The following is a 26,294-nucleotide window of genomic DNA, read 5'->3' on the forward strand; positions in this document are numbered from 1 at the left end:
GTCTGCCCCCTGTTCCCTGCTTGCCGGCGGTAAAGAAATTCCCTTCAGCTGCGTCGTTTTCGTCAACTTTGGAGTGTTTACAACAATGGCAAAAATCGTCGACATCAAAGGTCGTGAAGTTCTCGACTCCCGTGGCAACCCCACCGTCGAAGCGGACGTGCTTCTCGATAACGGCATCATCGGCAGCGCCTGCGCGCCGTCCGGTGCTTCCACCGGCTCGCGTGAAGCGCTGGAGCTGCGTGATGGCGACAAGAGCCGTTACCTGGGCAAGGGTGTACTGAAGGCCGTAGCCAACATCAACGGTCCGATCCGTGACCTGCTGCTGGGTAAAGATCCAAGCGACCAGAAAGCCCTCGACCAGGCGATGATCAAGCTGGACGGTACCGACAACAAGGCAACCCTGGGCGCCAACGCGATCCTCGCCGTGTCCCTGGCCGCGGCCAAGGCGGCGGCACAGGACCAGGACCTGCCGCTGTACGCACACATCGCCAACCTGAACGGCACCCCGGGTGTCTACTCGATGCCGGTGCCGATGATGAACATCATCAACGGTGGCGAGCACGCCGATAACAACGTCGACATCCAGGAGTTCATGGTGCAGCCGGTTGGCGCCAAGTCCTTCTCCGAAGGCCTGCGCATGGGCACCGAGATTTTCCATCACCTCAAAGCCGTGCTGAAGGCTCGTGGCCTGAGCACCGCCGTGGGTGACGAAGGTGGTTTTGCGCCGAACCTGGCTTCCAACGAAGACGCCCTGAAAGTGATCTCCGAAGCCGTGGCCAACGCCGGTTACAAGCTGGGTACCGACGTGACCCTGGCTCTGGACTGCGCGGCCAGCGAGTTCTTCGAAGACGGCAAGTACAACCTGTCCGGCGAAGGCCAGGTGTTCACCGCTGAAGGTTTCGCCGACTACCTCAAGGGCCTGACCGAGCGTTACCCGATCATCTCCATCGAAGACGGTCTGGACGAGTCCGACTGGGCTGGCTGGAAGATCCTCACCGACAAGATCGGCGAGAAGACCCAACTGGTAGGTGACGACCTGTTCGTGACCAACACCAAGATCCTGAAAGAAGGCATCGACAAGAAGATCGCCAACTCGATCCTGATCAAGTTCAACCAGATCGGCACCCTGACCGAAACCCTGGAAGCCATCCAGATGGCCAAGGCAGCCGGTTACACTGCAGTGATTTCGCACCGTTCCGGCGAAACCGAAGATTCGACCATTGCCGACCTGGCCGTGGGCACCTCGGCTGGCCAGATCAAGACCGGTTCGCTGTGCCGTTCCGACCGTGTGTCCAAGTACAACCAATTGCTGCGTATCGAAGAGCAATTGAATGGCAAGGCCAAGTACAACGGCCGCAGTGAGTTTCGCGGTTAAGCGGTAGATGGTACAAAGACACCGGATTGGGTCAGAAAAATCGCATCAGCGAGGTTTTTTACCACTAATCTGATGCCTTAAGAGCACAAGCCTGGTTCTTCCAGGCTTCATGCTGTCAGTAGGTTCGAAGTTGTTGGCATGGCTGTCTTTTTTCACTGGATACCCGATATTCGATGCGCAGTCCCAATTGGTTGTTCCTCGTCTTGCTCTTGCTGCTGGCTGGCCTGCAGTACCGCCTCTGGGTGGGGAATGGCAGCTTGGCGCAGGTAACCGACCTGACTCAGCAAATTGCCGATCAGCGCGCTGAAAACGAGCGCTTGCTGGAGCGCAATCGTGTACTCGACGCGGAAGTCATGGAATTGAAGAAAGGCATGGAGACCGTGGAAGAGCGGGCTCGTCATGAATTGGGCATGGTCAAGGAGGGCGAGACCCTCTACCAGTTGGCCCAATGATTCAGTCTCTACCGGCCTTCTGGGCCGTGATTCCTGCCGCGGGCGTCGGTGCCCGCATGGCCGCGGACCGTCCCAAGCAATATTTGCAACTGGGCGGGCGCACTATTCTCGAACACAGCCTCGGTTGTTTCCTCGACCATCCTGCCCTGAAGGGGCTGGTGGTCAGCCTGGCGCTTGACGATCCTTACTGGCCGGCCCTGGCCTGTGCCAACGACCCACGGATCCAGCGGGTCGAAGGTGGCGCGGAGCGTTCCGGATCGGTCCTCAATGCCTTGCTCCATCTGCACGCCCAGGGCGCTGCCGATGAAGACTGGGTGCTGGTTCACGACGCCGCACGGCCGAACCTATCCCGGGATGACCTGGACAAGTTGCTGAGCGAACTGGCGGATGACCCCGTGGGTGGCCTGCTCGCGGTGCCGGCCCGGGACACCCTGAAACGGATCGACAAGCACGGCCGAGTGCTGGAAACCGTGGATCGCAGCCTGATCTGGCAAGCCTATACGCCGCAGATGTTCCGTCTTGGCGCCTTGCATCGCGCCTTGGCCGACAGCCTGGTGGCGGATGTGGCGATTACCGATGAGGCGTCGGCAATGGAGTGGGCCGGCCAGGCGCCGCGCCTGATCGAAGGACGTTCGGACAACCTCAAGGTGACCCGCCCGGAAGACCTGGAGTGGCTGCGCCAGCGTTGGGCCAATCGCCGCTGAGCGTTGGTTTTGCTGATTCTTGTAGCTGCGGCTGGGGTAGCCGCTACGGATCAATCCTGGTACTCCGGCCGTTTGGCCAACCCCTCCTTGAGATAGTCCACCAGCTTGCGCACCTTGGGCGACAGATGCCGTTGTTGCGGGTACAGCGCCCACACCGCGGTATTCGGCGGCTGATGCGCCTCGAGCAGGGAAATCAGGCTGCCCTGATGCAGGTGTTCCAGTACGTAATAATCCGGTAGCTGGCAGAGGCCGACCCCCTGTAGCGCTGCATCCAGCACGGCCTGCCCGCTGTTGCAGCGCCAGTTGCCTTGCACCCGCTGGGAGAACTCGCGCCCGTCCTGCTCCAGCTGCCAGATGTCCGAGCTGCCGATCAGGCAGTTGTGCCGACTCAACTCCGACAGACTGTGGGGGCGGCCATAACGCTCCAGGTAGGACGGCGAGGCGCAAAGGTACATGCGACGTGGCGCCAGGCGGGTCGCCACCAGTCGTGAATCCTGCAGGCGACCGAGGCGGATCGCCAGGTCCAGGCCTTCATGCACCAGGTCCAGGGGGCGGTTGCTCAGTTCGATATCCACCCGCAGTTGCGGATAAAGCCCCATGAAACTGGTGACCAGCGGCACGATAAAACGCTCGCCGTAGGCCACTGCGCAGGTCATGCGCAGCATGCCCTTGGGTTCGCTGGTCAGGTCGCCGACGGCGCGCAACGCCTCTTCGCGCCCGTCCTGCAGGCGCTGGCAATGCTGCAAGAAAGTTTGCCCGGCCTCGGTCAGGGTCACCCGGCGAGTACTGCGATACAGCAGGCGGGTCTGCAGTCGTTCTTCCAGGCGGACGATCTGCCGGCTGATATGAGAAGACGACACCCCGAGGCGTTCGGCGGCGGCGGTGAACTGGCTGCACTCGGCCACGGCGACGAACTCATCGATGCCTTCCCAGCGGTTCTCATTCATGACGATTATCCCTGTACGGCAATAATGTTTTGCTTTTGTTCGAATTATTCATCGCCAGGCGCTGTTTTACACTCCCTGTCTCGTTTTTATTCGCTGGAGAGACCCAGGATGATCAAGTCGCGCGCTGCCGTTGCCTTCGAGGCCAAGAAACCCCTTGAGATCGTTGAAGTCGATGTCGCCATGCCCAAGGCCGGCGAGGTGTTGTTGCGGGTCGTCGCTTCCGGCGTTTGCCATACCGACGCCTACACCCTGTCCGGGGCGGACCCGGAAGGCATCTTCCCGTCGATCCTCGGTCACGAAGGTGGTGCCGTGGTCGAGGCCATCGGCGAGGGCGTGACCTCGGTGGCGGTGGGCGATCATGTGATCCCGCTGTACACCCCGGAATGCGGCAAGTGCAAATTCTGCCTGTCGGGCAAGACCAACCTGTGCCAGGCGATCCGCGCCACCCAGGGCAAGGGCCTGATGCCGGACGGCACCACCCGTTTCTCCTATAAAGGCCAGCCGATTTTCCACTACATGGGCACCTCGACCTTTTCCGAGTACACCGTGTTGCCGGAAATCTCGGTAGCCAAGATCCCTAAAGAGGCGCCTCTGGAAAAAGTCTGCCTGCTGGGTTGCGGCGTCACCACCGGGATCGGCGCGGTCATCAACACCGCCAAGGTCAAGGCCGGCGACACCGTGGCGATCTTCGGCCTGGGCGGCATCGGCCTGTCGGCGGTGATCGGCGCCGTGAAAGCCAAAGCTGGCCGGATCATCGCCATCGACATCAACCCGGCCAAGTTCGAAATCGCCAAACAGCTGGGCGCCACCGATTGCGTGAACCCGAAAGACTTCGACCGGCCGATCCAGGAGGTCATCGTCGACATGACCGACGGTGGCGTGGACTTTTCCTTCGAATGCATCGGCAACGTGCAGCTGATGCGTGCCGCGCTGGAGTGCTGCCACAAAGGCTGGGGCGAGTCGGTGATCATCGGCGTGGCCGGTGCCGGCCAGGAAATCTCCACCCGTCCGTTCCAACTGGTTACCGGCCGCGTCTGGCGCGGTTCGGCGTTCGGCGGCGTGCGTGGCCGTTCCGAGCTGCCAAGCTATGTGGAAATGGCCCAGACCGGCGAAATTCCGCTGGACACCTTCATTACCCACACCATGGGGCTGGAGGACATCAACAAGGCCTTCGACCTGATGCACGAAGGCAAGAGCATCCGTACCGTCATTCATTTCTAAGGAGCAGTGGCAAGCGGCAAGCCAGAAGCTGCAAGAGCGATCACCGCCAACTTGCAGCTTGACGCTTGAAGCATGCGGCTGAAATGCCCATGAGTCTGGAAAACCTGTCCTGCCAGAAAAGCTTCGGCGGCTGGCACAAACGCTACAAGCATCATTCCGAGGTGCTGGGCTGCGACATGGTGTTTGCCGTGTACCTGCCGCCACAGGCAGAGCAGGGCGGTAAACTGCCGGTGCTGTACTGGTTGTCCGGCCTGACCTGCACCGACGAGAACTTCATGCAAAAGGCCGGCGCCCAGCGCCTGGCCGCCGAGCTGGGGTTGATCATCGTCGCGCCGGATACCAGCCCGCGTGGCCCTGGCGTGCCGGGCGATCCGGATGGCGCCTGGGACTTCGGCCTGGGGGCCGGGTTCTACCTGAATGCCACCCAGCAGCCCTGGGCCGAGCATTACCGCATGCATGACTATGTGGTGCAGGAGCTGCCGGCATTGGTCGAGGCGCATTTCCCGGCCTCGGACAAGCGCGGCATCAGTGGGCACTCCATGGGCGGCCACGGTGCTCTGGTCTGCGCGTTGCGCAATCCGGGACGTTACCAGTCGGTATCGGCCTTCGCGCCGATCAGCAACCCGATGGATTGCCCGTGGGGGCAGAAAGCCTTTTCCCGTTATCTGGGCGAAGAGCGTTCCCGTTGGCGCGAATGGGATGCCAGCGTGCTGATTCAGGAGGCCAGCGAAAAGCTGCCGTTGCTGGTGGACCAGGGCGATCGTGACGATTTCCTGGCCAATCAGCTCAAGCCCGAAGTACTGCAACAGGCGGCGAAAGCCGCGGGGCATCCGTTGACGTTGCGCCTGCAACCCGGCTACGACCACAGCTATTTCTTCATCGCCAGCTTCATTGGCGACCACCTGCAGCATCATGCGCGCGCTCTGAGCGCCTAATGTCCGCCAAAGCAGGTAGAATCACGCCCTGACTCAATCAGGGCGTTTTTTTATGCGTATTGGCCACGGCTACGATGTGCACCGTTTCGCTGAAGGCGATTTCATCACTCTGGGCGGTGTGCGTATTGCACACAGCTTCGGGCTGCTCGCCCACTCCGACGGCGACGTGCTGTTGCATGCTCTGAGCGATGCCTTGCTGGGTGCGGCCGCACTGGGCGACATCGGCAAACATTTCCCGGACACCGATCCGCAGTTCAAGGGCGCCGACAGCCGTGCGCTGTTGCGTCATGTCGTCGCACTGATCCATGCCAAGGGCTGGAAGGTCGGCAACGTCGATAACACCATCGTGGCCCAGGCGCCGAAGATGGCCCCCCATATTGAAACGATGCGCGCGCTGATCGCCGCGGATCTGCAAGTCGAGCTGGATCAAGTGAACGTCAAGGCCACCACCACTGAAAAGCTCGGCTTCGTCGGGCGCGAAGAAGGCATCGCCGTACATTCCGTTGCCTTGTTGCTGCGCGCATGAACGAACTGCAACTGTTGGGCCCGCGGGCCTATGGTGAAGCCCTGGGCCGCGCGGTACTGAAGGCCACCGCCGAAGACTTCCAGGTCGACGAAGTCCTGGACATTCCCCTGACCGGCGAAGGCGAACACCTGTGGTTGTGGGTGGAAAAGCGCGGCCTGAACACCGAAGAAGCGGCGCGACGGATTGCCAAGGCCGCGGGCGTGCCGTTGCGCACCGTCAGCTATGCCGGCTTGAAGGATCGCCAGGCGCTGACCCGGCAGTGGTTCAGCATCCAACTGCCTGGCAAGGCCGACCCCGACCTGTCGGCGGCTGAAAACGACACGTTGAAGATCCTCAAGCTGACCCGCCACAAGCGCAAGTTGCAACGCGGCGCCCATGCGGCCAACGGCTTTACCCTGCGCCTGACCGAATTGCAGGCAGACAAGGTGGGAATCGAAGAGCGCCTGCAATCGATCGCCAAACACGGCATCCCCAATTATTTCGGCGCCCAGCGTTTTGGCCACAACGGCGGCAACCTGGTCGATGCCCGCGATTGGGCCGCCCGCAAGGCCTTGCCGGAACAGCGCAACGTGCGTTCGCGGCTGCTTTCCACCGCGCGCAGCTATCTGTTCAACCAGGTGCTGGCGGCGCGCGTGGCCGATGGCAGCTGGCAGCGGGCCCAGGTCGGCGACCTGCTGGCCTTCACCGACAGCCGCAGTTTTTTCCCGGCCGGCGAAGCCGAATGCAGCGATCCGCGCCTGGCCATCCTCGACTTGCACCCGACCGGCCCGCAGTGGGGCGAGGGTGAATCGCCTGCCGCCGGGGCAACGCATCTGCTGGAGCAGCAGGTGGCTGCCGGCGAAGCGGATCTGCGCGATTGGTTGATTAAAGCCGGAATGAGCCACGAACGTCGCATCCTGCGGCTGCCCATTGGCGGGTTGACGTGGCATTATCCCGAGCCTGACATTCTGCAACTGGAATTCGTCCTGCCGGCCGGATGCTTCGCCACCGTATTGGTGCGTGAACTCGTCGATCTGGTGCCGGTGGGGCAGACGGACAGCCCATGCGTATTCTGATTTCTAACGACGATGGTGTAACAGCACCCGGTCTCGCCGCGCTTCATGCTGCGCTGGCGGATTACGCCGAGTGTGTGGTGATCGCCCCGGACCAGGACAAAAGTGGCGCCAGCAGTTCGCTGACGCTGGACCGGCCGTTGCACCCGCATACCTTGAGTAACGGTTTCATCAGTATCAATGGCACCCCCACCGACTGCGTGCACCTGGGCCTCAACGGGCTGCTGGAGCGCGATCCGGACATGGTGGTGTCCGGAATCAACCTCGGGGCGAACCTGGGTGACGACGTGCTGTATTCCGGCACCGTCGCCGCGGCCCTGGAAGGGCGTTTTCTGGGGCTTCCGGCGTTCGCCTTTTCGTTCGTCTCGCGTCTGACGGACAACCTGCCGACGGCTGCCTATTTCGCCCGCAAACTGGTCGAGGCCCACGGGCAGCTGGATCTGCCACCACGTACCGTGCTGAACGTGAACATCCCGAATCTACCCCTCGATCACATTCGTGGCATTCAGTTGACCCGTCTGGGCCATCGCGCCCGGGCGGCGGCGCCGATGAAGACGGTCGACCCGCGCGGCAAGGCCGGTTATTGGATCGCCGCGGCGGGGGACGCCGAGGACGGCGGCCCGGGTACGGACTTCCACGCCATCATGCAGGGCTATGTCTCGATCACGCCGTTGCAGCTCGACCGCACCTTCAATGATGCTTTCAGAAGTCTTGATGGCTGGCTGGAGGGGCTGCGCTGATGGCTCGCGAACAGGACGATTTGTTGCGTCGCGGTATCGGGATGACTTCCCAGCGTACCCGCGAACGCCTGATCCAGCGTCTTTACGATGAAGGCTTGTCCAACGCCCGGGTGCTGGAAGTCATTCGGCGTACGCCGCGGCATCTGTTTGTCGACGAGGCCCTGGCGCATCGCGCCTATGAAGACACGGCCTTGCCGATCGGGCACAACCAGACGATCTCGCAGCCTTATATGGTGGCGCGCATGAGCGAGTTGCTGCTGGCGGCCGGCCCGTTGGACAAGGTGCTGGAGATCGGCACCGGCTCGGGTTACCAGACAGCGGTGTTGTCGCAACTGGTGGAGCGGGTGTTCTCGGTCGAGCGCATCAAGGTATTGCAGGATCGGGCCAAGGAACGCCTGGTCGAGCTGAACCTGCGCAACGTGGTATTCCGCTGGGGCGACGGCTGGGAAGGCTGGCCGGCGCTGGCGCCGTACAACGGGATTATCGTGACGGCGGTCGCCACCGACATCCCTCAGGCCCTGCTGGACCAATTGGCGCCGGGTGGCCGGATGGTGATTCCGGTCGGGGCCGGCGAAGTACAGCAACTGATGCTGGTCATTCGTGAAGAACAGGGGTTTTCGCGGCAGGTTCTCGGCGCGGTTCGTTTCGTTCCCTTGCTCAACGGGCCGTTGGCCTGAGCATTTGTTTGGAGCGGGTGAATTCTGTCTGATCGGCTTGGTCTTACAGCTTGATCAATCGGTTAAGTAACCTTGAGCCCTGATCGATATGCCTGTAGTTGCCGATTTCGCTTTGCCGGGAGTAAAGCGCGGGTGGCCGGTTATACTTGCGACATTTTATGCCTGAGCCAGGCACTATTTATCTTCAACCACCACAAAGGGAGCGGCGGGTGAGTCTCACAGTCATTGCGCAGCGTATGGGTACAACAAGCTTTCAGCGACTGGTGATTGGCCTTGTCTTGAGTTCTCTGTTGGTCGGGTGTTCGAGCAATAAGTCGAGCAGCGCCCGGGTCGTCGATCGCACCAGTGCGGTACCGCAGCGCCCGACGGTGACCACGGGGCAATACACGGTTCGTCGCGGCGACACCCTGTTTTCGATCGCCTTCCGTTATGGCTGGGACTACAAGGCCTTGGCCGCGCGCAACAATATCGCCGAGCCCTACACCATTCACCCTGGGCAGACCATCCGCTTCGACGGTCGCTCGGGTTCGGCACCGACAGCAGTGGTGACAAAGTCGGCTTCCAGTGCATCTTCTTCAAGTAAAACCACGGTAATTCGTCGTCCGGCAGGGGCCGCGCCAACGATTGCGAGCCAGCCCGCGCCGGCTCCAATACCGCCCGCAGGCCCCGCGCCAAAGGGCTGGGGCTGGCCTGCGAACGGTATTCTGATTGGAAAATTCTCTTCAAACGGTAGTTTGAATAAAGGCGTTGATATCGCCGGGGATTTGGGACAGCCTGTTTTAGCTGCGTCTGATGGGACGGTGGTTTACGCCGGGAGTGGCTTAAGGGGCTACGGCGAACTGGTCATCATCAAACACAGCGATACCTACGTCAGTGCTTACGGCCACAACCGTAGGCTGTTGGTTCGGGAGGGGCAGCAGGTCAAAGTCGGACAGACAATTGCCGAGATGGGATCAACTGGTACAGACCGGGTGAAACTGCACTTTGAGATTCGCCGACAAGGTAAACCTGTAGATCCGCTGCAATTCCTGCCACGTCGTTGATCCGTTACCAAGCCTGTTCCGTCACGTAGAGGGAACAGGTTCCAGCGCTGCCAAGGATAAAGGCGTCGCTTGAGCCTGAGGTCGAACTCACCAAAGGACTATAACAATGGCTCTCAGTAAAGAAGTGCCGGAGTTTGACATCGACGATGAAGTTCTCCTTATGGAGACGGATATCGCCACTGATTCGATGTCGAATGAGGGATCTGCTGTACCTTCAGTTCGTGCCAAATCCAAACACTCCGCTTCATTGAAACAACACAAGTACATTGATTACACGCGAGCGCTCGACGCGACGCAGCTGTATCTCAATGAAATCGGCTTTTCCCCATTGCTCTCTCCGGAAGAAGAAGTTCATTTTGCGCGTCTGTCGCAAAGTGGCGATCCGGCTGGGCGCAAGCGCATGATTGAAAGCAACCTGCGTCTGGTGGTGAAAATCGCCCGACGTTATGTCAATCGTGGGCTTTCGCTGCTGGACCTGATCGAAGAGGGCAACCTCGGTTTGATCCGGGCGGTGGAGAAGTTCGATCCGGAGCGCGGTTTCCGCTTCTCGACCTATGCCACCTGGTGGATCCGTCAAACCATCGAACGGGCAATCATGAACCAGACCCGGACTATCCGGCTGCCGATTCATGTGGTCAAAGAGCTCAACGTCTACCTGCGGGCAGCACGGGAGCTGACACAGAAACTCGACCATGAACCCTCCCCTGAAGAAATCGCCAACCTGCTGGAGAAACCGGTGGGTGAGGTCAAGCGCATGCTGGGCTTGAACGAGCGGGTTTCTTCAGTCGACGTCTCGCTGGGTCCGGATTCGGATAAAACCCTGCTGGACACCCTCACCGACGATCGTCCTACCGATCCGTGCGAGCTGCTGCAGGATGACGACCTGTCGCAAAGCATCGATCAGTGGCTTTCCGAATTGACCGACAAGCAGCGTGAAGTGGTCGTTCGCCGCTTCGGCTTGCGCGGCCACGAGAGCAGCACCCTGGAAGATGTGGGCCTGGAGATCGGGCTTACCCGAGAACGGGTACGCCAGATCCAGGTCGAAGGTCTCAAGCGTCTGCGTGAGATCCTCGAGAAGAACGGCCTCTCCAGCGAGTCGCTGTTCCAGTAACGGTACGAGCAATCCTGCCGTGAAAAGCCCCGACACGTTCGGGGCTTTTTATTGGGTGATCGATAGGAGCCAGATGAAGTACGCAGGTGCGTGTTCAATAGCTGAAAGAGCATGTAAGCAAAGGCTTACTCTTTCGTAAGTGTTCGGTTTTTATGCAGTATGAAAGTTGTCTGTTTGACCTGGGGTTTTTAGTTATCCAGTTGATTAATAAGAACTTATTTTAAGTTGTAGAGCTGTGTTCGACACTTTTCCTGCCTGTCAGTGCCATTGCTCTGTCATGGAAACGCTCTAATATCAGCCCTGTGTCGACGGATAGACACAGCCATCAAGGATGATGGACAGGACATCGCAGGACGCGATTCATCAGGATGATGAAAAGGAACACAGGGACTAGGGAAAAAAGGTGGGCGGGTCATACCGCCCCTTTTTTTGCCTGTTTGTTTTGTCCTGAATAAGATTTACACCTTCTGACCCATTCTCAGGAGGGAGTAATGAATGCAGGAAAAAGGCGCAGTCAGCGTGACTACACACGGACCTTTAAATTGTCGGTCGTCGATCAGGTCGAAAAAGGCGAGTTGAGTTATAAGGAGGCTCAAGAGCGCTACGGCATTCAGGGAAAAGCGACTTAGACAACCACGCCTTGGCACCCGAAAGCTTCACAAGCTAATACACACTGAGCCAGAAGTGTCTGTATAGGTTGGTCGAGAGCGTTTGCTCGATATCTTGCGAGATCAGTGCGCACTGGTTCCGCGCAGGCGGGCCTATATAAAAGACGGACAGCCATCATCGCTTTCGCCGGCATCCCAACCTGCTCAAAGAAGGGCCTATACAGATAATCGCCAGGGCGCCAGAGCAAGTATGGGGAGCGGATATCACCTACTTACCGACACAAACGGGTGTGGCTTACCTGAGCGTGATCACCAATGCGTACTCTCGAAAAATCGTGGGGCATCATGTTCATGAAGGCTTGCACACTGAATGGGTGATCCAGGCGTTCAGTAACGCCCTCAAGCAGCGGACAACTGAGCAACGCTTGGTGCATCAGCCAATACTGCTCCGAGCTTTATCAACCGCTGCATGCCAAATACGGCATCACTTGCTCAATGACCGATGGCTACGACTGCTACCAAAATGCGCTGGCTGAATGTGTGAAGGGGATTTTGAAAGCCGAGTTATTGCTGCATCGCCCCAAAGACTTTGCAGAGGCCATCCTAATGGTGCACGAGTCGGTGCAGATCTATAACAACGAGCGACCTCATCTGTCGCTGAAATACAAAACGCCCGATGCGATGCATCGGGCGTTTTGAGGCTGAAATAGGTGTAAACCTATTTCAGGACTAGACAATCCCCTGAAAAAAAGGCGACTTTGCAGTCGCCTTTTTTGCCTTTGAAATTCGTATGAGCATCAGTCTTGATAGATTTTCTCTCCATGGCTCATGCATTGGGGATTTCCTGTCGATATCAACCCATTCTCTGTTTTCGAAGACTGCGCCGTGATGACGTGTGATCACCTCGCAGGCCCGTACCGGTTCACAAACAAGGCAAGGAAGAAATGATGGCAGTCATAAATGGGACAAACGGCGCGGACACGCTGACGGGTACCAGTGGCGATGATGAGATCAATGCCCTGGGGGGCAATGATGTCATCAAGGGCAGTGGCGGGGCAGACAGGATCGATGGTGCTGCCGGCGTCGATACGATCGATTACTCGGCGTCTGCTGAAGGGGTCAAAGTGGATGTGCGCCTGGGTGTCGGATTGGTCGGGCGGGGTGGTGATGCCGAAGGCGATATCCTGACCGGGATCGAGAATGTCATCGGTTCGGCGTTCAACGACATCCTGACTTCCGGTCCGGATGCCACCGCCACTGCGATCCGCCTGGAGGGTGGCGCGGGCGACGATATCTACTACATCAGCACCGGCGTGACGCCGACGATCGTCGAGCAGGCCGGTGGCGGTAACGACGAAGTGCGTGTGACCGTGATCAATCCGAGCGGTACCGTTCTGGCGGCCAACGTCGAGCGCCTGACCTACCTCGGTAACAAGGCCTTCATCGGCTATGGCAACGACCTCGACAACGTCATCACCGGTGGTTCGGGCAACGACACCCTGTACGGTGGCGCGGGCGCTGACCAGTTCATTGGCGGTGCCGGCGTGGACATTGCTGGTTATACCGACAGCAAGGCCGGGGTGACGGTGAACCTCAAGACGGGTATGAACACCGGCATCGCCGTGGGCGACACCTATACCGAGATCGAGACGATCAAGGGTTCGAACTACAGTGACACCTTCGTGGGTAACGGCGGGGGCATGGACTTCGATGGTGGGGCGGGTGTCGACACCGTTGACTACTCCACATCGTCTGCCGGGGTGAATGTTGAAGTCCGTTTGGGTATCGGTGCAGTGGGCAAGGGCGGGGACGCTGAAGGCACTACCCTGACCAGCATCGAGAATGTCATCGGTTCGGCGTTCAACGACATCCTGACTTCCGGTCCGGATGCCACCGCCACTGCGATCCGCCTGGAGGGTGGCGCGGGCGACGATATCTACTACATCAGCACCGGCGTGACGCCGACGATCGTCGAGCAGGCCGGTGGCGGTAACGACGAAGTGCGTGTGACCGTGATCAATCCGAGCGGTACCGTTCTGGCGGCCAACGTCGAGCGCCTGACCTACCTCGGTAACAAGGCCTTCATCGGCTATGGCAACGACCTCGACAACGTCATCACCGGTGGTTCGGGCAACGACACCCTGTACGGTGGCGCGGGCGCTGACCAGTTCATTGGCGGTGCCGGCGTGGACATTGCTGGTTATACCGACAGCAAGGCCGGGGTGACGGTGAACCTCAAGACGGGTATGAACACCGGCATCGCCGTGGGCGACACCTATACCGAGATCGAGACGATCAAGGGTTCGAACTACAGTGACACCTTCGTGGGTAACGGCGGGGGCATGGACTTCGATGGTGGGGCGGGTGTCGACACCGTTGACTACTCCACATCGTCTGCCGGGGTGAATGTTGAAGTCCGTTTGGGTATCGGTGCAGTGGGCAAGGGCGGGGACGCTGAAGGCACTACCCTGACCAGCATCGAGAATGTCATCGGTTCGGCGTTCAACGACATCCTGACTTCCGGTCCGGATGCCACCGCCACTGCGATCCGCCTGGAGGGTGGCGCGGGCGACGATATCTACTACATCAGCACCGGCGTGACGCCGACGATCGTCGAGCAGGCCGGTGGCGGTAACGACGAAGTGCGTGTGACCGTGATCAATCCGAGCGGTACCGTTCTGGCGGCCAACGTCGAGCGCCTGACCTACCTCGGTAACAAGGCCTTCATCGGCTATGGCAACGACCTCGACAACGTCATCACCGGTGGTTCGGGCAACGACACCCTGTACGGTGGCGCGGGCGCCGATCAGTTCATCGGCGGCGCCGGTTATGACACCGCAGGCTACCTTGACAGCAAAGTGGCGGTGAGCATCAACCTGAAAACCGGTGTGCATTCCGGGATCGCGGCCGGTGATACCTATATCGACATCGAAGCGATCAGGGGCTCCAACCTGAATGACATCTTCTACGGTGCAACTTCCGCCATGGGGCTGGACGGTGCCGCGGGTCAGGATCTGGTCAGTTATGAGCTGGCGGACAGTGCTGTCACTATCGACCTGACCAGTGGGGCCAACCAGGGCGATGCGGCGGGTGATACCTACACCAACATTGAAATCTTCCAGGGCAGCCACTTCAACGACACGCTACTGGGCTCGCGGTTGGGGGACGTCTTCATGGGGGGACTCGGCGCGGACATCATCGATGGTCGCGAAGGCCAGGACAGTGCCTGGTACATCACCAGTGCGACGGGCGTCACGATCAATCTGCAAACCAACGTCAACCAGGGCGGTGATGCCGAGGGCGACGTGCTGACCAACATCGAGCGTGTGGTGGGCAGTCACTTCAATGACAGCCTGACCGGCGATGCCGGCGTCAATTATCTGGAAGGCGGGTTGGGTAACGATGTCATCTACGGTGGTGACGGCAACGACTACCTCTACGGCGGTCTGGTTTCCCAGATCGGGCCGTTCAGCCTTGATGGCCTGACCAGCGGTCCGCAGGCCGACATCCTGTATGGCGGCAACGGCAACGACACCATCGTCACGGTGGTCAATGACGAAGGCAGCCGTGCCTATGGAGAGGCGGGCGGCGACGTCATCACGGTGGTGCGTGGCATGGCCGACGGTGGTGAAGGCAACGATCTGCTGACTGGTACCGGTTCGGGCTTCCTGCTGTTCGGCGGGGCAGGCGACGACAGGCTGGTTCTGCAGGGTGGCGGTTCGGCGTTTGGCGGCGAGGGCGACGACACTTACACCGTCAATACTCGGGCCCTGGCGACCATCCAGGATGACGGTGCCAGCCGCGGCGACAAGCTGATCCTGTCGAACATCAGCGCCAGCGAGCTGCTGGTGGATCGTGTCGGCGATGACCTCTACCTGCACCGGTCGAGCGTTGCTGTCGGGGATATTCCACAGGAAGGTGTGCGTCTCAAGGACTGGTTCGCCGGCTCCGACACCATCGAGCAGATCCAGACGGCGGACAACCAAATCATCAGTCTGCCAGCCAATAGTGATGCGTTCGCCATGTTCGGTTGATCGGTTGATGTTCTCAACCTGTTGAGGTTGCCCAGTGAAAGGGATGAGTCCATTGAGGGATTCATCCCTTTTTTATGCATTGTCTCGTCCTGAATAAGGTTTACACCTATTTCAGGACGAGACATGTAAAAGTGAATCCGGAACAGCAAAAAGGCCCGCAAGGGGCCTTTTGGGGGGAACGCGAGGCAATCAGCGTTCGAGATCCTTGATCTTGCCTTTGACACCATCCCACTTTTCGGCATCGGGCAGGGAATCTTTCTTTTCAGTAATGTTGGGCCAGATTTCGGCCAGCTCAACGTTCAACTGAATGAATTCCTGCATCTCTTCCGGAACTTCGTCCTCGGAGAAGATCGCTACAGCGGGGCATTCAGGCTCGCACAGCGCGCAGTCAATGCACTCATCCGGGTGAATCACCAGGAAGTTCGGGCCTTCGTAAAAGCAGTCCACCGGACAGACTTCTACGCAGTCGGTGTACTTGCACTTGATGCAGTTGTCGGTGACGACGAAGGTCATTTCTAATTCTCTCCTCAGGCGGCGGCGGCGGAGCCCCTTCAGGACGGGGTCGCCAGGTTCGGGAGCGATAGTCTGCGGACCAGGCTAATAGCCCGCAGCATCCCAAACCGCGCGAGATTCTAACAGCTTGAAAGCATCAGCGTTAGATGCGTGTCTTCAATGTATAGAGCATTTCCAGTGCCTTGCGCGGGGTCATGTCGTCCAGATCGAGTTTGGCCAGGTCATCGAGGACCGGGTGCGGCAGGCTGGCGAACATGTCGCTTTGCTGCGGGACCAAGGGCTTGCCCGGTAGCGGAGACGGCGTTTCATGGGGCAGGCTGGTGGTCTCCAGGCGACTCAGGTGCTCGCGGGCACGGACGATCACATCGCTCGGAACCCCCGCCAACTGGGCCACGGCCAGGCCATAGCTCTGGCTGGCGGGGCCTGGCAGCACATGGTGCAGGAACACGATGCGCTCGTTGTGCTCGGTGGCGTTGAGGTGCACGTTGGCCACCAGCGGTTCGCTTTCCGGCAGGACGGTGAGCTCGAAGTAGTGGGTGGCGAACAGGGTATACGCCCGCAGTTGGGCGAGATGTTCTGCTGCAGCCCAGGCCAGGGACAGACCATCGAAAGTACTGGTGCCGCGACCCACTTCGTCCATCAGCACCAGGCTGCGCTCGGTGGCGTTATGCAGGATATTGGCGGTTTCGCTCATTTCCACCATGAAGGTGGAACGACCACCGGCCAGGTCATCGCTGGAGCCGATCCGGGTGAAGATACGGTCCACCAGGGACAACTCGCAGCTGGCCGCCGGCACGAAGCTGCCGATATGGGCCAGCAGCACGATCAGCGCGGTTTGCCGCATATAAGTGGATTTACCACCCATGTTCGGGCCGGTGATCACCAGCATCCGGGTTTGATCGTCCAGGCTCAGGTCGTTGGCCACGAACGGCGTGGTCAGCACCTGCTCGACCACCGGGTGGCGCCCCTGGGTGATGCGCATGCAGGGCTCGCTGACGAAACGCGGGCAATTGAGGTCGAGATTCAGCGCTCGCTCGGCCAGGTTGCTCAGCACGTCCAGCTCCGCCAGGGCCGCGGCGGTGTCTTGCAGTGGTGGCAGGTGGCCGATCAGGGTCTCCAGCAAGGCTTCGTAGAGCATCTTCTCGCGGGCCAGCGCGCGGCTCTTGGCGGACAGCGCCTTATCCTCGAAGGCCTTGAGCTCCGGAGTGATGAAGCGTTCGGCGCCCTTGAGGGTCTGGCGCCGGATGTAATCCGCCGGGGCCTGTTCCGCCTGTTTGCTGGGCAACTCGATGAAGTAGCCGTGAATCCGGTTGTAGCCGACTTTCAGGTTGGCCAGGCCGGTACGGGCTTTTTCCCGGGCTTCCAGGTCGATAAGGAACTGGCCGGCGTTTTCGCTCAGCGATTGCAGCTCGTCCAGCTCGGCGTCGTATCCAGTCTTCAGCACGCCACCATCGCGGATCACCGCCGGCGGGTTGTCGATAATGGCTTTCTCCAGCAGTGCCGCCAGTTCCGGGTAGGTGCTGGTGGTCACAGCCAGTTGGCTCAGGTGCTCGGCCTCGAGCTCGGTCATCGCTACTTGCAGTTCCGGCAGCGCCGCCAGGGCATCGCGCAGGCGCGCCAGGTCGCGGGGACGGGCGTTGCGCAGACCGATACGGGCGAGGATCCGCTCGATGTCGCCGATCTCCTTGAGCTGCGGTTGCAGCCTTTCGAAGCGGTAACCGTCCAGCAGGCAGCCGATCGAGGTCTGCCGCGCCTGCAGGACTTTCAGGTCGCGCAGCGGGCGGTTCAGCCAGCGGGTCAGCAGGCGGCTGCCCATGGCGGTCTGGCAACGGTCGACCACCGATTGCAGGGTGTTGTCGCGGCCGCCGGCGAGGTTGGTGTCCAGTTCCAGGTTGCGCCGGCTGGCGCCGTCGAGCACCACGGTGTCGTCCAGGCGTTCGTGACGCAGGCTGCGCAGGTGGGGCAGGGCGGTGCGCTGGGTTTCCTTGGCATAGCTCAGCAGGCAGCCCGCGGCGCCGATGGCCAGGGTCAGGTTCTCGCAGCCGAAACCCTTGAGGTCCTGGGTGGAGAACTGCTGGCACAGGCTCTTGTGGGCCGAGTCGCGTTCGAAGTCCCAGGGCGCGCGACGGCGTACGCCACGGCGTTTTTCCGCCGGCAGGCCTTGCGGCCAGTCGTCCGGGATCAGCAGTTCCACCGGGTTGATGCGTTCCAGCTCGGCCAGCAGGTTTTCCCAGCCCTTGATTTCCAGGACCGTGAAATTGCCGCTGGTGATGTCCAGTACCGCAAGGCCGAACAGACGTTCGTCGCCCAGCACCGCTGCGATCAGGTTATCCCGGCGCTCGTCGAGCAGGGCCTCGTCGCTGACGGTTCCCGGGGTGATGATCCGCACCACCTGGCGCTCCACCGGGCCCTTGCTGGTGGCCGGGTCGCCGACCTGTTCACAGATCACCACCGACTCGCCGAGCTTCACCAGCTTGGCCAGGTAACCTTCAGCGGCGTGATAAGGAATCCCGCACATCGGAATCGCCTGGCCAGCCGACTGCCCGCGCGCGGTCAGGGTGATGTCCAGCAACTTGGCGGCCTTCTTTGCGTCTTCATAGAAGATTTCGTAGAAGTCGCCCATGCGATAGAACATCAGCTGGTCGGGGTGCTGGTTCTTGAGGCGCCAGTACTGCTGCATCATCGGCGTGTGGGAGGACAGATCGGTGAGCGCTTTATTCATCGGGTCGTCAGGTTGATTCGTTGAAAGGGTGGGCAAAAGCAGGGGGCATGGGCCCGGCTTTTTCGCGATGGGCGCAAGGTTACCATGGGCGGTCCGACCTTCGCAGGGATGAGCCCAGCCGGATTACGGGTGTTTTATGCATGGGTATGCATTTTAGCATTTGTCATCGGCGAAAATAACCCGCAATATGCGCGTTATGCAAAAGCGCAACGTTTCTACCGTCTTAAGAGAGCTGCTCGATCGCGATGGCATTTCCCCCACGGAACTCCATCGGCGTACCGGCGTGCCTCAATCCACCCTTTCGCGGATCCTCAGCGGCAAGATTGTCGATCCTTCGGACAAACACATCTCGCGGATCGCCGAGTACTTCCAGGTGAGCACCGATCAACTGCGCGGGCGTGTGGCTGTCGCCTCTGCCCGGTCGGCCGATCCGCATTCGGAACTCAAGGACATAAGTCTGTGGGACGACGATACCCCCGTCGATGACGACGAGGTATCGGTCCCCTTTCTTCGCGAGGTTGAATTGGCTGCGGGATCAGGAAGATTCGTCATCGAGGAAAGCGAGCGCTCCAGTCTGCGCTTCGGCAAGCGCAGCCTGCGGCACAATGGCGTGCAGTTCGACCAGGCCAAATGCGTGACGGTACGCGGCAACAGCATGTTGCCGGTGCTGCGCGACGGCGCCACGGTGGGGGTCAATGCCGGCAAGTGCGGTATCGGCGACATCATCGACGGCGACCTGTATGCCATCAACCACAACGGCCAACTGCGGGTGAAGCAGCTCTATCGCCTGCCTTCCGGTATTCGCCTGCGCAGTTTCAACCGCGACGAACACCCGGATGAGGACTACAGCTTCCAGGAAATGCAGGAAGAGCAGATCGTCATCCTCGGTCACGTCTTCTGGTGGGGCATGTACGCCCGTTAACCGCAGCCCATAACGCCAAAGCCCGCCATCGAGCGGGCTTTTTTGTGCCCGCGGAAAACCCTCCACGCCTTTATTTATGCGGCCTTCATGCGCGTGTGCATTTCATGCGCATAAATAAATGCATTTGTGCATTGACTGTATATGCATACATGCATATTATTCATTCCAAGCCGCCCGACAGCGGCGAGCAACACCGCTCTTTAGTGGCAAAAGCAAAGGCAGCGATGAACCGGCCTCGACGGTTCAGAGGGTTGGCAACTGACCCGGGTGTGCAGCGTAAAGCACCAAGAGCAGTTATCCGGCGGGCAGGGACCGCGGTCGGAAAAACAATTTGAATGGACTCGTACCGCGCCAGTAGCGCCGAAAAGTCAGCTTCCTTTTTGTTCACAGGATGATTTTTGTTTACAGGATGAAAGGAAGGCGAAGGATCGCATTCTGAAAAGCCCGGCGGATTGCCGGGCTTTTTGGAATGCCTACCTCAAGAGAAAACGTTTGAACCCAACATCCATTACTCATCAATCACCCCAGGAGGCGTGACATGACAAACGAGCAACAAGCGTTGCTGGACATGCCGATCTGGCTTGTCATCGTCCTCGCCCTGGTGGGTGGGGTGTCCGGCGAAATGTGGCGCGCCGACAAGGAGGGCGCCCGCGGTTGGTTGTTGCTGCGGCGCCTGGCCCTGCGCTCCGGGGCCTGCGTGATCTGCGGGGTCTCGACCATCATGCTGCTGTACGCCGCCGGTGTATCGATCTGGACCGCTGGCGCTTTCGGTTGCCTGACCGCCATGGCGGGCGCCGACGTGGCCATCGGCCTCTACGAGCGCTGGGCGGCCAAGCGGCTGGGTGTGTGCGAAGTGCCGCCCAAGGACTCCCGCTCGGACTCCTGAATAACGACCAGAACAGATCGTCGATCCGTTGAGTCGACGTTGCCGTGATACCCGCCTGACGCAGGACGCGTACTCGCATTGAACGAGCTCAATCGGCCCTCCCGGCAGGGAGGCGCCAGGTACGGCCTTGCGCCGTCCATCCATCCGTTTCAAACAGAGGCAAACCATGATCCCAATCGACTACAACAGCTATCGCACCCTTGCGCCTTACAACAAGCGGGTGCGGTTCCTGGTGCTGCATTACACGGCCCTGAACTTCGAGGCGTCGGTCAAGGCCCTGACCACCGGTGCGGCGAGCGCCCATTACCTGATTCCGGCGGTGCAGGATCCGACCTATCAGGCCGCGGGTTTCCAGGAACAACGGATTTTCAACCTGGTGGCCGAAGAAGACCGTGCCTGGCATGCCGGGGTCAGTGACTGGGCCGGCCGCAGTGGCTTGAACGACACCTCCCTCGGCATCGAGATCGTCAACCAGGCCACCGACGTCAATGGCATCTTCACTTTCCCGGATTACGAACGCTCGCAGATCGAGGCGCTCAAGCAGCTGGCCGTGAATATTCTCCAGCGCTATCCGGACATGTCGCCGAAAAACGTGGTGGGCCACTCCGATATCGCGGTGGGCCGCAAATCCGATCCGGGCCCCAAGCTGCCCTGGAAAGAACTCTACAAGGCCGGCATCGGCGCCTGGTACGACGAGCCGACCAAGAAGAAATACGTCCAGCAATTCCGCGCTGCCGGGCTGCCCGAGCGTGCCGAAGTGCTCAAGGCTTTCGCCACCTATGGTTATGGCGTGCCGGCCCAGGCAACGGATGACTTCTTCCAGTCGCTGGTACGGGCCTTCCAGATGCACTTCAGGCCGAAGAACTACACCGGGAAACTGGATGTGGAAACCTGCGCGATTCTTTATGCGCTGAACGAGAAGTACGCCTGATCCGGCGAAATCAGGGCTGAGGTCTCCATCGAAGGTGATGCCGGGCCTCAGCGAAGTCTCGCGAGTCCTCCGTTGCATCACCCGGCCCTCCGCGACGTCGTGCACCGATCTGGCGAGCAGGGCCCTGCGCAAATCGGCGTTGGCCGCTCCTTCATCTCACGCCACATTCGCGGCGCCCCTCAGCGACCGAAATCCCTGATATCTGAACAGGAATCCTTCCTATGCCCGCAGTCATCGACAAGCCGTCGCAGCTGTTTTTCGCCATTGCCGAGACCCTGCGAGGAGCGGGCCTTGGCCTCAAGGTTGGCAGTCACCAGGACTTCGATGCGGTGCTCGACCAGGCCTGGGTGCTGATGGCGATCGAGCGCGATGCCCCGGGCCTGCGCAGCCAGGAAGGGCGTATCGCCCATGTCTTGACGATCTCGTTGCAAGCGGTGACGGCTGTAGGGGATGAGCGTTCCGGGTTCGAGGCCTGTGATTTGGCCAGTGCGCTGAAGGACCTGGCCACGGATAACCGTTGGGGATTGCCGGCAGCGCAGTGCGACCTGCCCATGAACCTCGAAGGCCTGCCCTCGACCCTGATTCGCGGTGAGCAGCAATACGCCGCCTGGACGCTGTCGTTCACCCAGACACTGTTCCTCGGGCAGCCATTGCTGGACGACCCGACCGGCATACCGAAGTTCGCCCGTACCTGGGAAGTCTCGAACATCGACGACCCCGACCAATACCAAGCACTTGAGGGCTGAGCCATGTTTGACGAACTGCTGCGCATGCAGCTGGGGCCGATCATCGAGCGATTGGCCGAAATGGAAAGCGAACTCGATGACTTGCATCGGCGGGCGGAAAACCATTGCCGGATCGGTGTGTGCCAGGCGGTCGATGCGGCCAGCAACACCTGCCGGGTCAGACACGGAGAACTGCTGACGCCGGCGATCCGGTTCTTCAACCCCAGCGCCGGCGCGCAAAGCGAATCGCGCATTCCTTCCGTGGGCGAGCAGTGCCTGCTGCTCAACTACGGTGGCGGCGACGGCGGGGCTCAGTCGGTGGCGTTGTTCGGCCTCAACTGCGACCGCTTTCCACCGGTGTCGACCCTGGCCGCGTTGACCCGCCGCCAATACGCCGATGGCACCCAAAGCAGTTATGACGATGCCGGCCATGTCTTGAGCTGGAGCAACGGCCCGACCGCGCTCACCGCCTCCCGCGAGGCGGTCGAGTTGAGCATCGGTCCCGCCCGGCTGGCGATGAAGCCCGAGGCGATCGAGTTGCGGCTGGGCGCGGTCGGCATCTTGCTCGACAGCGCCGGCATCCACTTCAGCGGCCCCCTGGTGGAACACCAGGGCCGCGTTATCAGCCCTTGATAAGAGGCTTTCCATGATTGGAGTCGATAGAAACACCGGCGCCGCGGTCGATGACTGGCTGCAGTTCGTGCAGCGCGCGACCCGTGCCCTGACCACGCCGCTGGGCACCCGGCAGAAGCGCCCTTTGTACGGTTCGCTGATTCCCGACCTGCTGGGCCAGAACCTCGGCGATGACCTGCTGATCCTCGCCCAGAGCCATGCCGCGCAGGCGTTCTACAACGAGCAGAACGGCATCGGCGATTTCGAACCGCAGGTCATAGTCGCCAGCCGGCGCGGCGCCGGGCTGCTGTTGCGTTTCGCCGGCACCTGGAAAAACCGCCAACAGACGTTCGAGGTCGTGACATGAGCATGCTGATACCGGGGCAAAACCAGCTGGCCGAGCCGGCGATCGTCACTGTCGAGGCCTTCGAGGACCTGCTCGCCGAGTTCAAGAGCTTCGTCGTCGAATATGTCGGCGCCCGCTCGCCCGAAAGCGCGGCCAAGCTGAAGGTCAGCCTTGAGAATGAAAGCGAGTTGCTGAGCATGGCCCTCGAGGCGTTCTGCGTGCGCCTGCAAACCCACGAACGCAAGTACAACGCCCGCATCAAACAGATGCTGGCCTGGTGGGCTACCGGCAGCAACCTCGATGCACGCCTGGCGGACATGGGCCTGGAGCGGCAGTTGCTCGACCCGGGCGACCCGGCGGCCTTTCCGCCGGTCCCCGCGGTCTACGAAAGCGACCAGGATGCACGCCTGCGCTACTACCTGGCGCCCCACGCGCCAGCCGCCGGTTCGCGCATGCAGTACCGCCGCGAAGTCTTCACCCTTGGCGAGCGGCCGACGGTGAAGGTGGACTCCAGCGATGCGGGCGTGGTGACCGTCACCTACACCTTCGATCCGGACGGCTTCGCCGCCCAGGTCAAGGATGGCAACGGCCGCCGTACCGCACCGGGGGAAGTGCAGGTCACCGTGCTCTCGCGGGAAGGCGACGGCACGCCGTCCGAGGCGTTGCTCGACGGTGTGCGCCGACACTTTGCGCGACCGGATGTGAAGCCGGAAACGGATCGGGTGACGGTGCAGGGCGCGGACATACAGCGCTACAAGATCCGCGTCGTGGCCAAGATCAATTCGGGGCCGGATTCGGGCCTGACCAAAGTCGCTGCACAACAGCAATTGCAGGCCTATGCCGACAACTGCCATCGCCTGGAAGGGCGGGTCGACCCGAGCTGGATCGACTACACGCTGCACAGCGCCGGAGCCGTGCAATTGCAGATCCTCGAGCCGCTGGCACCTATCGTCACCACGGCGTTTCAGGCGCCGTACTGCACGGCGGTCGAGGTTGAGGTGATGACGATATGACTGATCAGACACCTTGCCCGACGCTGCTTCCGGCCAACAGTTCGGCGCTGGAACGGGCTCTCGACCTGGGTTTCGGTGCCTTGCTCGATCGCATTGCGCCGCCGTTTCCCGAACTGATGAAGCCGAACGCAACGCCTGTCGCGTTTCTGCCGTATCTGGCGGCGGATCGTGGGGTCGCCGAATGGAGCAGCGATGCGCCGGAAGCGGAAAAGCGCCTGACGGTAGAACTGGCCTGGCCCACTGCGCGCCAAGCCGGCACCCGCAAGGCGCTGGAAAACGCCGCCAAGGGGCTGCAGCTGCGCCCCGAAATCCGTGCCTGGTACGAACAGACTCCACCCGGCGCGCCCTACAGCTTCTCTGTGCGTGCTTTTACCGAACAACCCTACAGCGAAGCCATCGACGCCCGTCTCGACCGCCGACTGGCCGATGCCAAAAGCGAACGGGACATTCTCTCGGTGTCGGTCGGCCTGAGTGCCTTCGGCAGCCACGTCATCGGCGCCGCGACCTTTTGCGGTGAGCTGACCACGGTCTATCCGGTTTTCATCGAAGGGCTGGAGGCATCGGGCGAAACCTTTATGGCCGCCGGCCTGTACGCCGTCGAAACATCCACTATTTATCCTCAGGGGTCCTAAATGGCCGACTATTACACCCTGCTCACAAATGCGGGGATCGCCTACGAAACCGCCTGCAAGGCGGCAGGCGTACCGATCAAGCTGTCGCAGATTTCCGTCGGTGACGGCGGTGGCGCGGTCTATAACCCGGCGGCGACCGACACTGCCCTCAAGCGCGAAGTCTGGCGCGGCCCGTTGAACGCGCTGTTCCAGGACGAGAAGAACCCCAGCTGGCTGCTGGCCGAAGTGACCATCCCGTCGGATGTCGGTGGCTGGTATGTGCGTGAAGCGGGGCTGTGGACCGACACCGGCATTCTCTACGCCATCGTCAAGTATCCGGAGTCGTTCAAGCCGGTGCTGGCGACTTCGGGATCGGGGAAAGAGTTCTATATCCGCTCGATTTTCGAGACCAGTAATGCGTCGCTGGTGACCTTGCTGATCGACGATACGGTGGTCAAGGCGACGCGGGCTTGGGTGACTGGATATGTCGCCGATGAGTTGGCGAAGCTCGACGCGAAGCAGTCAGTGAGGGCGTCGACCACAGGGAATATCGTCTTAAGCGCTGCGCAGATGATTGATGGTGTCGCGGTGCTGGCTGGTGATCGGGTGCTTGTCAAGAATCAGACCCTGGCTAAGGACAACGGTATCTATGTCGTTGCCAATGAACTATGGACTCGTGCAAAAGATGCGGATAACAACGCCAAGGTAACCCCGAACCTGACGATTTCGGTAGAGGAGGGGGTGACGCAGGCCGATACGATCTGGCAACTGATTACTGATGGTCAGATTGTATTGGGTACTACCGCGCTCGCTTTTCAGGATGTGACAGCGGGTTTCGCACGTCTGCTTTCGCCGGCATTTGTGGGGAGTCCTACCGGCCCGACTCCTTCGCGCTTTAATAACTCCAAGTTGCTTGCCACAACCGAATTCGTTCGCTTGGCTCAGGGCAGTCGCAGCGGCTACATCGACTACCAGGCGGTAAGCGGAACGGTCCCAGTGTCTGATGCCGGAAAATACATTGGATTTAACCGCGGGGCTGCACAGGCATACGCGCTCCCTGACGCAAACACGCTTCCTTTAGGAACGAGCTTCTACCTTGAGGCTGTCGGAGGGGACGTTTCGCTAACGGCGCCAAACTCGAGGTTTGCAGGGCCAGCAGCACAGATGGTGTCATCTTCATATGTCCTGAGGAACGGCAGCGCCTGCGAGTTCATTGTCATGTCCAGTGCTTCGGTTGGCGAACCGGGTTTTTCATATCGAGTGGTTGGTGGGGTTGGTAAAGCCTTAGTTGCGCGGAATGGCTATGAACGTATGCCGAATGGCTTAATTCGTATGTGGGGGGATGGTAGCGCGGGTGGTCACGCAAATCATTGCGCGTTCGGCAACTCAATTGTGAAAAGTACCTACAACGCCTTTCCTATCCCTTTTCCAAATGAATTGTTCGGTGTTGTGGCCACTCACAATAGTGCAGGCTGTCCGTCAGTTGTGATAGTGACCACCGGTGAAACTAATAATGGTTTTTATGCTGCTGCTAGCTGGACTACTGATACTTCTATTCGTTGGCAAGCTATTGGCCGTTAGGAGTTGT

25 protein-coding genes and 1 pseudogene are annotated in these 26,294 nt (G+C 60.4%); 23 read left to right on the forward strand and 3 right to left on the reverse strand.

Annotated features, from left to right (window positions below; all coding sequences use genetic code 11):
• Window positions 1-85 precede the first annotated feature (85 nt).
• The 3 genes from eno (at window position 86) to ispD (ending at window position 2,531) form a co-directional block, all read left to right on the forward strand.
• Window positions 86-1,375, forward strand: a complete 1,290-nt coding sequence (gene eno, locus IF690_RS06775) for a phosphopyruvate hydratase (protein ID WP_009042397.1) — start codon at window positions 86-88, stop codon at window positions 1,373-1,375.
• A 173-nt stretch (window positions 1,376-1,548) separates the two neighbouring features.
• Window positions 1,549-1,827: a cell division protein FtsB gene (gene ftsB, locus IF690_RS06780; RefSeq protein ID WP_007924039.1), complete on the forward strand. Its 279-nt coding sequence runs from the start codon at window positions 1,549-1,551 to the stop codon at window positions 1,825-1,827.
• Entirely contained in the window at window positions 1,824-2,531 is a 708-nt protein-coding gene (gene ispD, locus IF690_RS06785) for a 2-C-methyl-D-erythritol 4-phosphate cytidylyltransferase (protein WP_202699423.1), read from the forward strand. The genes ftsB and ispD overlap by 4 nt, the downstream gene beginning before the upstream one ends.
• A gap of 50 nt (window positions 2,532-2,581) precedes the next feature.
• Here ispD and IF690_RS06790 read toward each other — a convergent pair whose 3' ends face one another.
• Window positions 2,582-3,478: a LysR substrate-binding domain-containing protein gene (locus IF690_RS06790; RefSeq protein WP_023969803.1), complete on the reverse strand. Its 897-nt coding sequence runs from the start codon at window positions 3,476-3,478 to the stop codon at window positions 2,582-2,584.
• Window positions 3,479-3,586: 108 nt separating this feature from the next.
• Between IF690_RS06790 and IF690_RS06795 the strand changes: the two genes are divergently transcribed.
• The 11 genes and pseudogenes from IF690_RS06795 to IF690_RS06840 all read left to right on the forward strand — a co-directional run bounded on the left by IF690_RS06795 (window position 3,587) and on the right by IF690_RS06840 (window position 15,425).
• Window positions 3,587-4,699: an S-(hydroxymethyl)glutathione dehydrogenase/class III alcohol dehydrogenase gene (locus IF690_RS06795; protein ID WP_016705316.1), complete on the forward strand. Its 1,113-nt coding sequence runs from the start codon at window positions 3,587-3,589 to the stop codon at window positions 4,697-4,699.
• 83 nt (window positions 4,700-4,782) lie between these two features.
• Complete coding sequence (gene fghA, locus IF690_RS06800; protein WP_189635829.1) at window positions 4,783-5,634, forward strand: S-formylglutathione hydrolase; 852 nt, start codon at window positions 4,783-4,785, stop codon at window positions 5,632-5,634.
• A gap of 52 nt (window positions 5,635-5,686) precedes the next feature.
• Window positions 5,687-6,160 carry a 2-C-methyl-D-erythritol 2,4-cyclodiphosphate synthase gene (ispF, locus tag IF690_RS06805; protein ID WP_007924033.1) on the forward strand — a complete coding sequence of 158 codons (474 nt, stop codon included), beginning with the start codon at window positions 5,687-5,689 and terminating at the stop codon, window positions 6,158-6,160.
• Window positions 6,157-7,215, forward strand: coding sequence for a tRNA pseudouridine(13) synthase TruD (truD, locus tag IF690_RS06810; protein WP_023969805.1), 1,059 nt, complete (start codon window positions 6,157-6,159; stop codon window positions 7,213-7,215). Before ispF ends, truD begins: the two co-directional genes overlap by 4 nt.
• Complete coding sequence (gene surE / locus IF690_RS06815) at window positions 7,203-7,952, forward strand: 5'/3'-nucleotidase SurE (RefSeq protein WP_202699425.1); 750 nt, start codon at window positions 7,203-7,205, stop codon at window positions 7,950-7,952. The genes truD and surE overlap by 13 nt, the downstream gene beginning before the upstream one ends.
• A gap of 41 nt (window positions 7,953-7,993) precedes the next feature.
• Complete coding sequence (locus tag IF690_RS06820; RefSeq protein WP_193725245.1) at window positions 7,994-8,629, forward strand: protein-L-isoaspartate(D-aspartate) O-methyltransferase; 636 nt, start codon at window positions 7,994-7,996, stop codon at window positions 8,627-8,629.
• A 209-nt stretch (window positions 8,630-8,838) separates the two neighbouring features.
• Window positions 8,839-9,672 (forward strand): peptidoglycan DD-metalloendopeptidase family protein, encoded by an 834-nt coding sequence (locus tag IF690_RS06825; RefSeq protein ID WP_202699426.1) that lies wholly within the window; start codon window positions 8,839-8,841, stop codon window positions 9,670-9,672.
• 106 nt (window positions 9,673-9,778) lie between these two features.
• Entirely contained in the window at window positions 9,779-10,783 is a 1,005-nt protein-coding gene (rpoS, locus tag IF690_RS06830) for an RNA polymerase sigma factor RpoS (RefSeq protein WP_007924026.1), read from the forward strand.
• 491 nt (window positions 10,784-11,274) lie between these two features.
• Complete coding sequence (locus IF690_RS29260; protein WP_502710165.1) at window positions 11,275-11,412, forward strand: hypothetical protein; 138 nt, start codon at window positions 11,275-11,277, stop codon at window positions 11,410-11,412.
• Window positions 11,396-12,090 (forward strand): annotated as a pseudogene (locus IF690_RS06835) (IS3 family transposase); the annotation flags it as partial. The gene IF690_RS29260 and the pseudogene IF690_RS06835, both read left to right, overlap by 17 nt.
• Before the next feature lie 248 nt (window positions 12,091-12,338).
• Entirely contained in the window at window positions 12,339-15,425 is a 3,087-nt protein-coding gene (locus IF690_RS06840) for a beta strand repeat-containing protein (protein ID WP_202699428.1), read from the forward strand.
• A gap of 189 nt (window positions 15,426-15,614) precedes the next feature.
• Here the strand turns inward: IF690_RS06840 and fdxA are convergent, their stop codons facing one another.
• Window positions 15,615-15,938 carry a ferredoxin FdxA gene (gene fdxA, locus IF690_RS06845; protein ID WP_023969808.1) on the reverse strand — a complete coding sequence of 108 codons (324 nt, stop codon included), beginning with the start codon at window positions 15,936-15,938 and terminating at the stop codon, window positions 15,615-15,617.
• Between the two features lie 142 nt (window positions 15,939-16,080).
• Window positions 16,081-18,660: a DNA mismatch repair protein MutS gene (gene mutS / locus IF690_RS06850; protein WP_202699434.1), complete on the reverse strand. Its 2,580-nt coding sequence runs from the start codon at window positions 18,658-18,660 to the stop codon at window positions 16,081-16,083.
• Between the two features lie 187 nt (window positions 18,661-18,847).
• Between mutS and IF690_RS06855 the strand changes: the two genes are divergently transcribed.
• The 9 genes from IF690_RS06855 (at window position 18,848) to IF690_RS06895 (ending at window position 26,287) form a co-directional block, all read left to right on the forward strand.
• On the forward strand, window positions 18,848-19,582 hold the full coding sequence (locus tag IF690_RS06855) for a LexA family transcriptional regulator (RefSeq protein WP_202699436.1): 735 nt from the start codon (window positions 18,848-18,850) through the stop codon (window positions 19,580-19,582).
• A gap of 538 nt (window positions 19,583-20,120) precedes the next feature.
• A complete protein-coding gene (locus IF690_RS06860) occupies window positions 20,121-20,468 on the forward strand; it encodes a phage holin family protein (protein ID WP_053277657.1) in 348 nt (115 codons plus the stop codon).
• A 166-nt stretch (window positions 20,469-20,634) separates the two neighbouring features.
• The gene (locus tag IF690_RS06865) at window positions 20,635-21,399 is read left to right on the forward strand and encodes an N-acetylmuramoyl-L-alanine amidase (RefSeq protein WP_202699438.1); all 765 of its coding nucleotides are present in this window, start codon (window positions 20,635-20,637) and stop codon (window positions 21,397-21,399) included.
• Between the two features lie 221 nt (window positions 21,400-21,620).
• On the forward strand, window positions 21,621-22,145 hold the full coding sequence (locus IF690_RS06870; protein WP_202699444.1) for a hypothetical protein: 525 nt from the start codon (window positions 21,621-21,623) through the stop codon (window positions 22,143-22,145).
• Between the two features lie 3 nt (window positions 22,146-22,148).
• A complete protein-coding gene (locus IF690_RS06875; RefSeq protein WP_202699452.1) occupies window positions 22,149-22,757 on the forward strand; it encodes a phage baseplate assembly protein V in 609 nt (202 codons plus the stop codon).
• 13 nt (window positions 22,758-22,770) lie between these two features.
• Window positions 22,771-23,103, forward strand: coding sequence for a phage baseplate protein (locus IF690_RS06880; RefSeq protein ID WP_007924012.1), 333 nt, complete (start codon window positions 22,771-22,773; stop codon window positions 23,101-23,103).
• Complete coding sequence (locus tag IF690_RS06885) at window positions 23,100-24,095, forward strand: baseplate J/gp47 family protein (protein WP_202699471.1); 996 nt, start codon at window positions 23,100-23,102, stop codon at window positions 24,093-24,095. Before IF690_RS06880 ends, IF690_RS06885 begins: the two co-directional genes overlap by 4 nt.
• Window positions 24,092-24,727 (forward strand): phage tail protein I, encoded by a 636-nt coding sequence (locus IF690_RS06890; protein WP_202699473.1) that lies wholly within the window; start codon window positions 24,092-24,094, stop codon window positions 24,725-24,727. Before IF690_RS06885 ends, IF690_RS06890 begins: the two co-directional genes overlap by 4 nt.
• A complete protein-coding gene (locus IF690_RS06895) occupies window positions 24,728-26,287 on the forward strand; it encodes a phage tail protein (RefSeq protein WP_202699474.1) in 1,560 nt (519 codons plus the stop codon).
• The last annotated feature ends 7 nt before the right edge of the window (window positions 26,288-26,294 follow it).

Source organism: Pseudomonas sp. SK3(2021), assembly GCF_016772375.1.
Lineage (GTDB): Bacteria > Pseudomonadota > Gammaproteobacteria > Pseudomonadales > Pseudomonadaceae > Aquipseudomonas > Aquipseudomonas chlororaphis_I.

Coding starts and splice junctions, on each gene's coding strand:
- truD (WP_023969805.1), top strand. CDS start 6,157: ATGAACGAACTGCAACTGTTGGGCCCGCGGGCCTATGGTGAAGCCCTG.
- IF690_RS06895 (WP_202699474.1), top strand. CDS start 24,728: ATGGCCGACTATTACACCCTGCTCACAAATGCGGGGATCGCCTACGAA.
- IF690_RS06820 (WP_193725245.1), top strand. CDS start 7,994: ATGACTTCCCAGCGTACCCGCGAACGCCTGATCCAGCGTCTTTACGAT.
- IF690_RS06890 (WP_202699473.1), top strand. CDS start 24,092: ATGACTGATCAGACACCTTGCCCGACGCTGCTTCCGGCCAACAGTTCG.
- fghA (WP_189635829.1), top strand. CDS start 4,783: ATGCCCATGAGTCTGGAAAACCTGTCCTGCCAGAAAAGCTTCGGCGGC.
- ftsB (WP_007924039.1), top strand. CDS start 1,549: ATGCGCAGTCCCAATTGGTTGTTCCTCGTCTTGCTCTTGCTGCTGGCT.
- IF690_RS06795 (WP_016705316.1), top strand. CDS start 3,587: ATGATCAAGTCGCGCGCTGCCGTTGCCTTCGAGGCCAAGAAACCCCTT.
- IF690_RS06840 (WP_202699428.1), top strand. CDS start 12,339: ATGGCAGTCATAAATGGGACAAACGGCGCGGACACGCTGACGGGTACC.
- IF690_RS06855 (WP_202699436.1), top strand. CDS start 18,848: ATGCGCGTTATGCAAAAGCGCAACGTTTCTACCGTCTTAAGAGAGCTG.
- IF690_RS06860 (WP_053277657.1), top strand. CDS start 20,121: ATGACAAACGAGCAACAAGCGTTGCTGGACATGCCGATCTGGCTTGTC.
- rpoS (WP_007924026.1), top strand. CDS start 9,779: ATGGCTCTCAGTAAAGAAGTGCCGGAGTTTGACATCGACGATGAAGTT.
- IF690_RS06870 (WP_202699444.1), top strand. CDS start 21,621: ATGCCCGCAGTCATCGACAAGCCGTCGCAGCTGTTTTTCGCCATTGCC.
- IF690_RS06885 (WP_202699471.1), top strand. CDS start 23,100: ATGAGCATGCTGATACCGGGGCAAAACCAGCTGGCCGAGCCGGCGATC.
- ispD (WP_202699423.1), top strand. CDS start 1,824: ATGATTCAGTCTCTACCGGCCTTCTGGGCCGTGATTCCTGCCGCGGGC.
- surE (WP_202699425.1), top strand. CDS start 7,203: ATGCGTATTCTGATTTCTAACGACGATGGTGTAACAGCACCCGGTCTC.
- IF690_RS06865 (WP_202699438.1), top strand. CDS start 20,635: ATGATCCCAATCGACTACAACAGCTATCGCACCCTTGCGCCTTACAAC.
- IF690_RS06880 (WP_007924012.1), top strand. CDS start 22,771: ATGATTGGAGTCGATAGAAACACCGGCGCCGCGGTCGATGACTGGCTG.
- mutS (WP_202699434.1), bottom strand. CDS start 18,660: ATGAATAAAGCGCTCACCGATCTGTCCTCCCACACGCCGATGATGCAG.
- IF690_RS06875 (WP_202699452.1), top strand. CDS start 22,149: ATGTTTGACGAACTGCTGCGCATGCAGCTGGGGCCGATCATCGAGCGA.
- ispF (WP_007924033.1), top strand. CDS start 5,687: ATGCGTATTGGCCACGGCTACGATGTGCACCGTTTCGCTGAAGGCGAT.
- fdxA (WP_023969808.1), bottom strand. CDS start 15,938: ATGACCTTCGTCGTCACCGACAACTGCATCAAGTGCAAGTACACCGAC.
- IF690_RS06790 (WP_023969803.1), bottom strand. CDS start 3,478: ATGAATGAGAACCGCTGGGAAGGCATCGATGAGTTCGTCGCCGTGGCC.
- eno (WP_009042397.1), top strand. CDS start 86: ATGGCAAAAATCGTCGACATCAAAGGTCGTGAAGTTCTCGACTCCCGT.
- IF690_RS29260 (WP_502710165.1), top strand. CDS start 11,275: ATGAATGCAGGAAAAAGGCGCAGTCAGCGTGACTACACACGGACCTTT.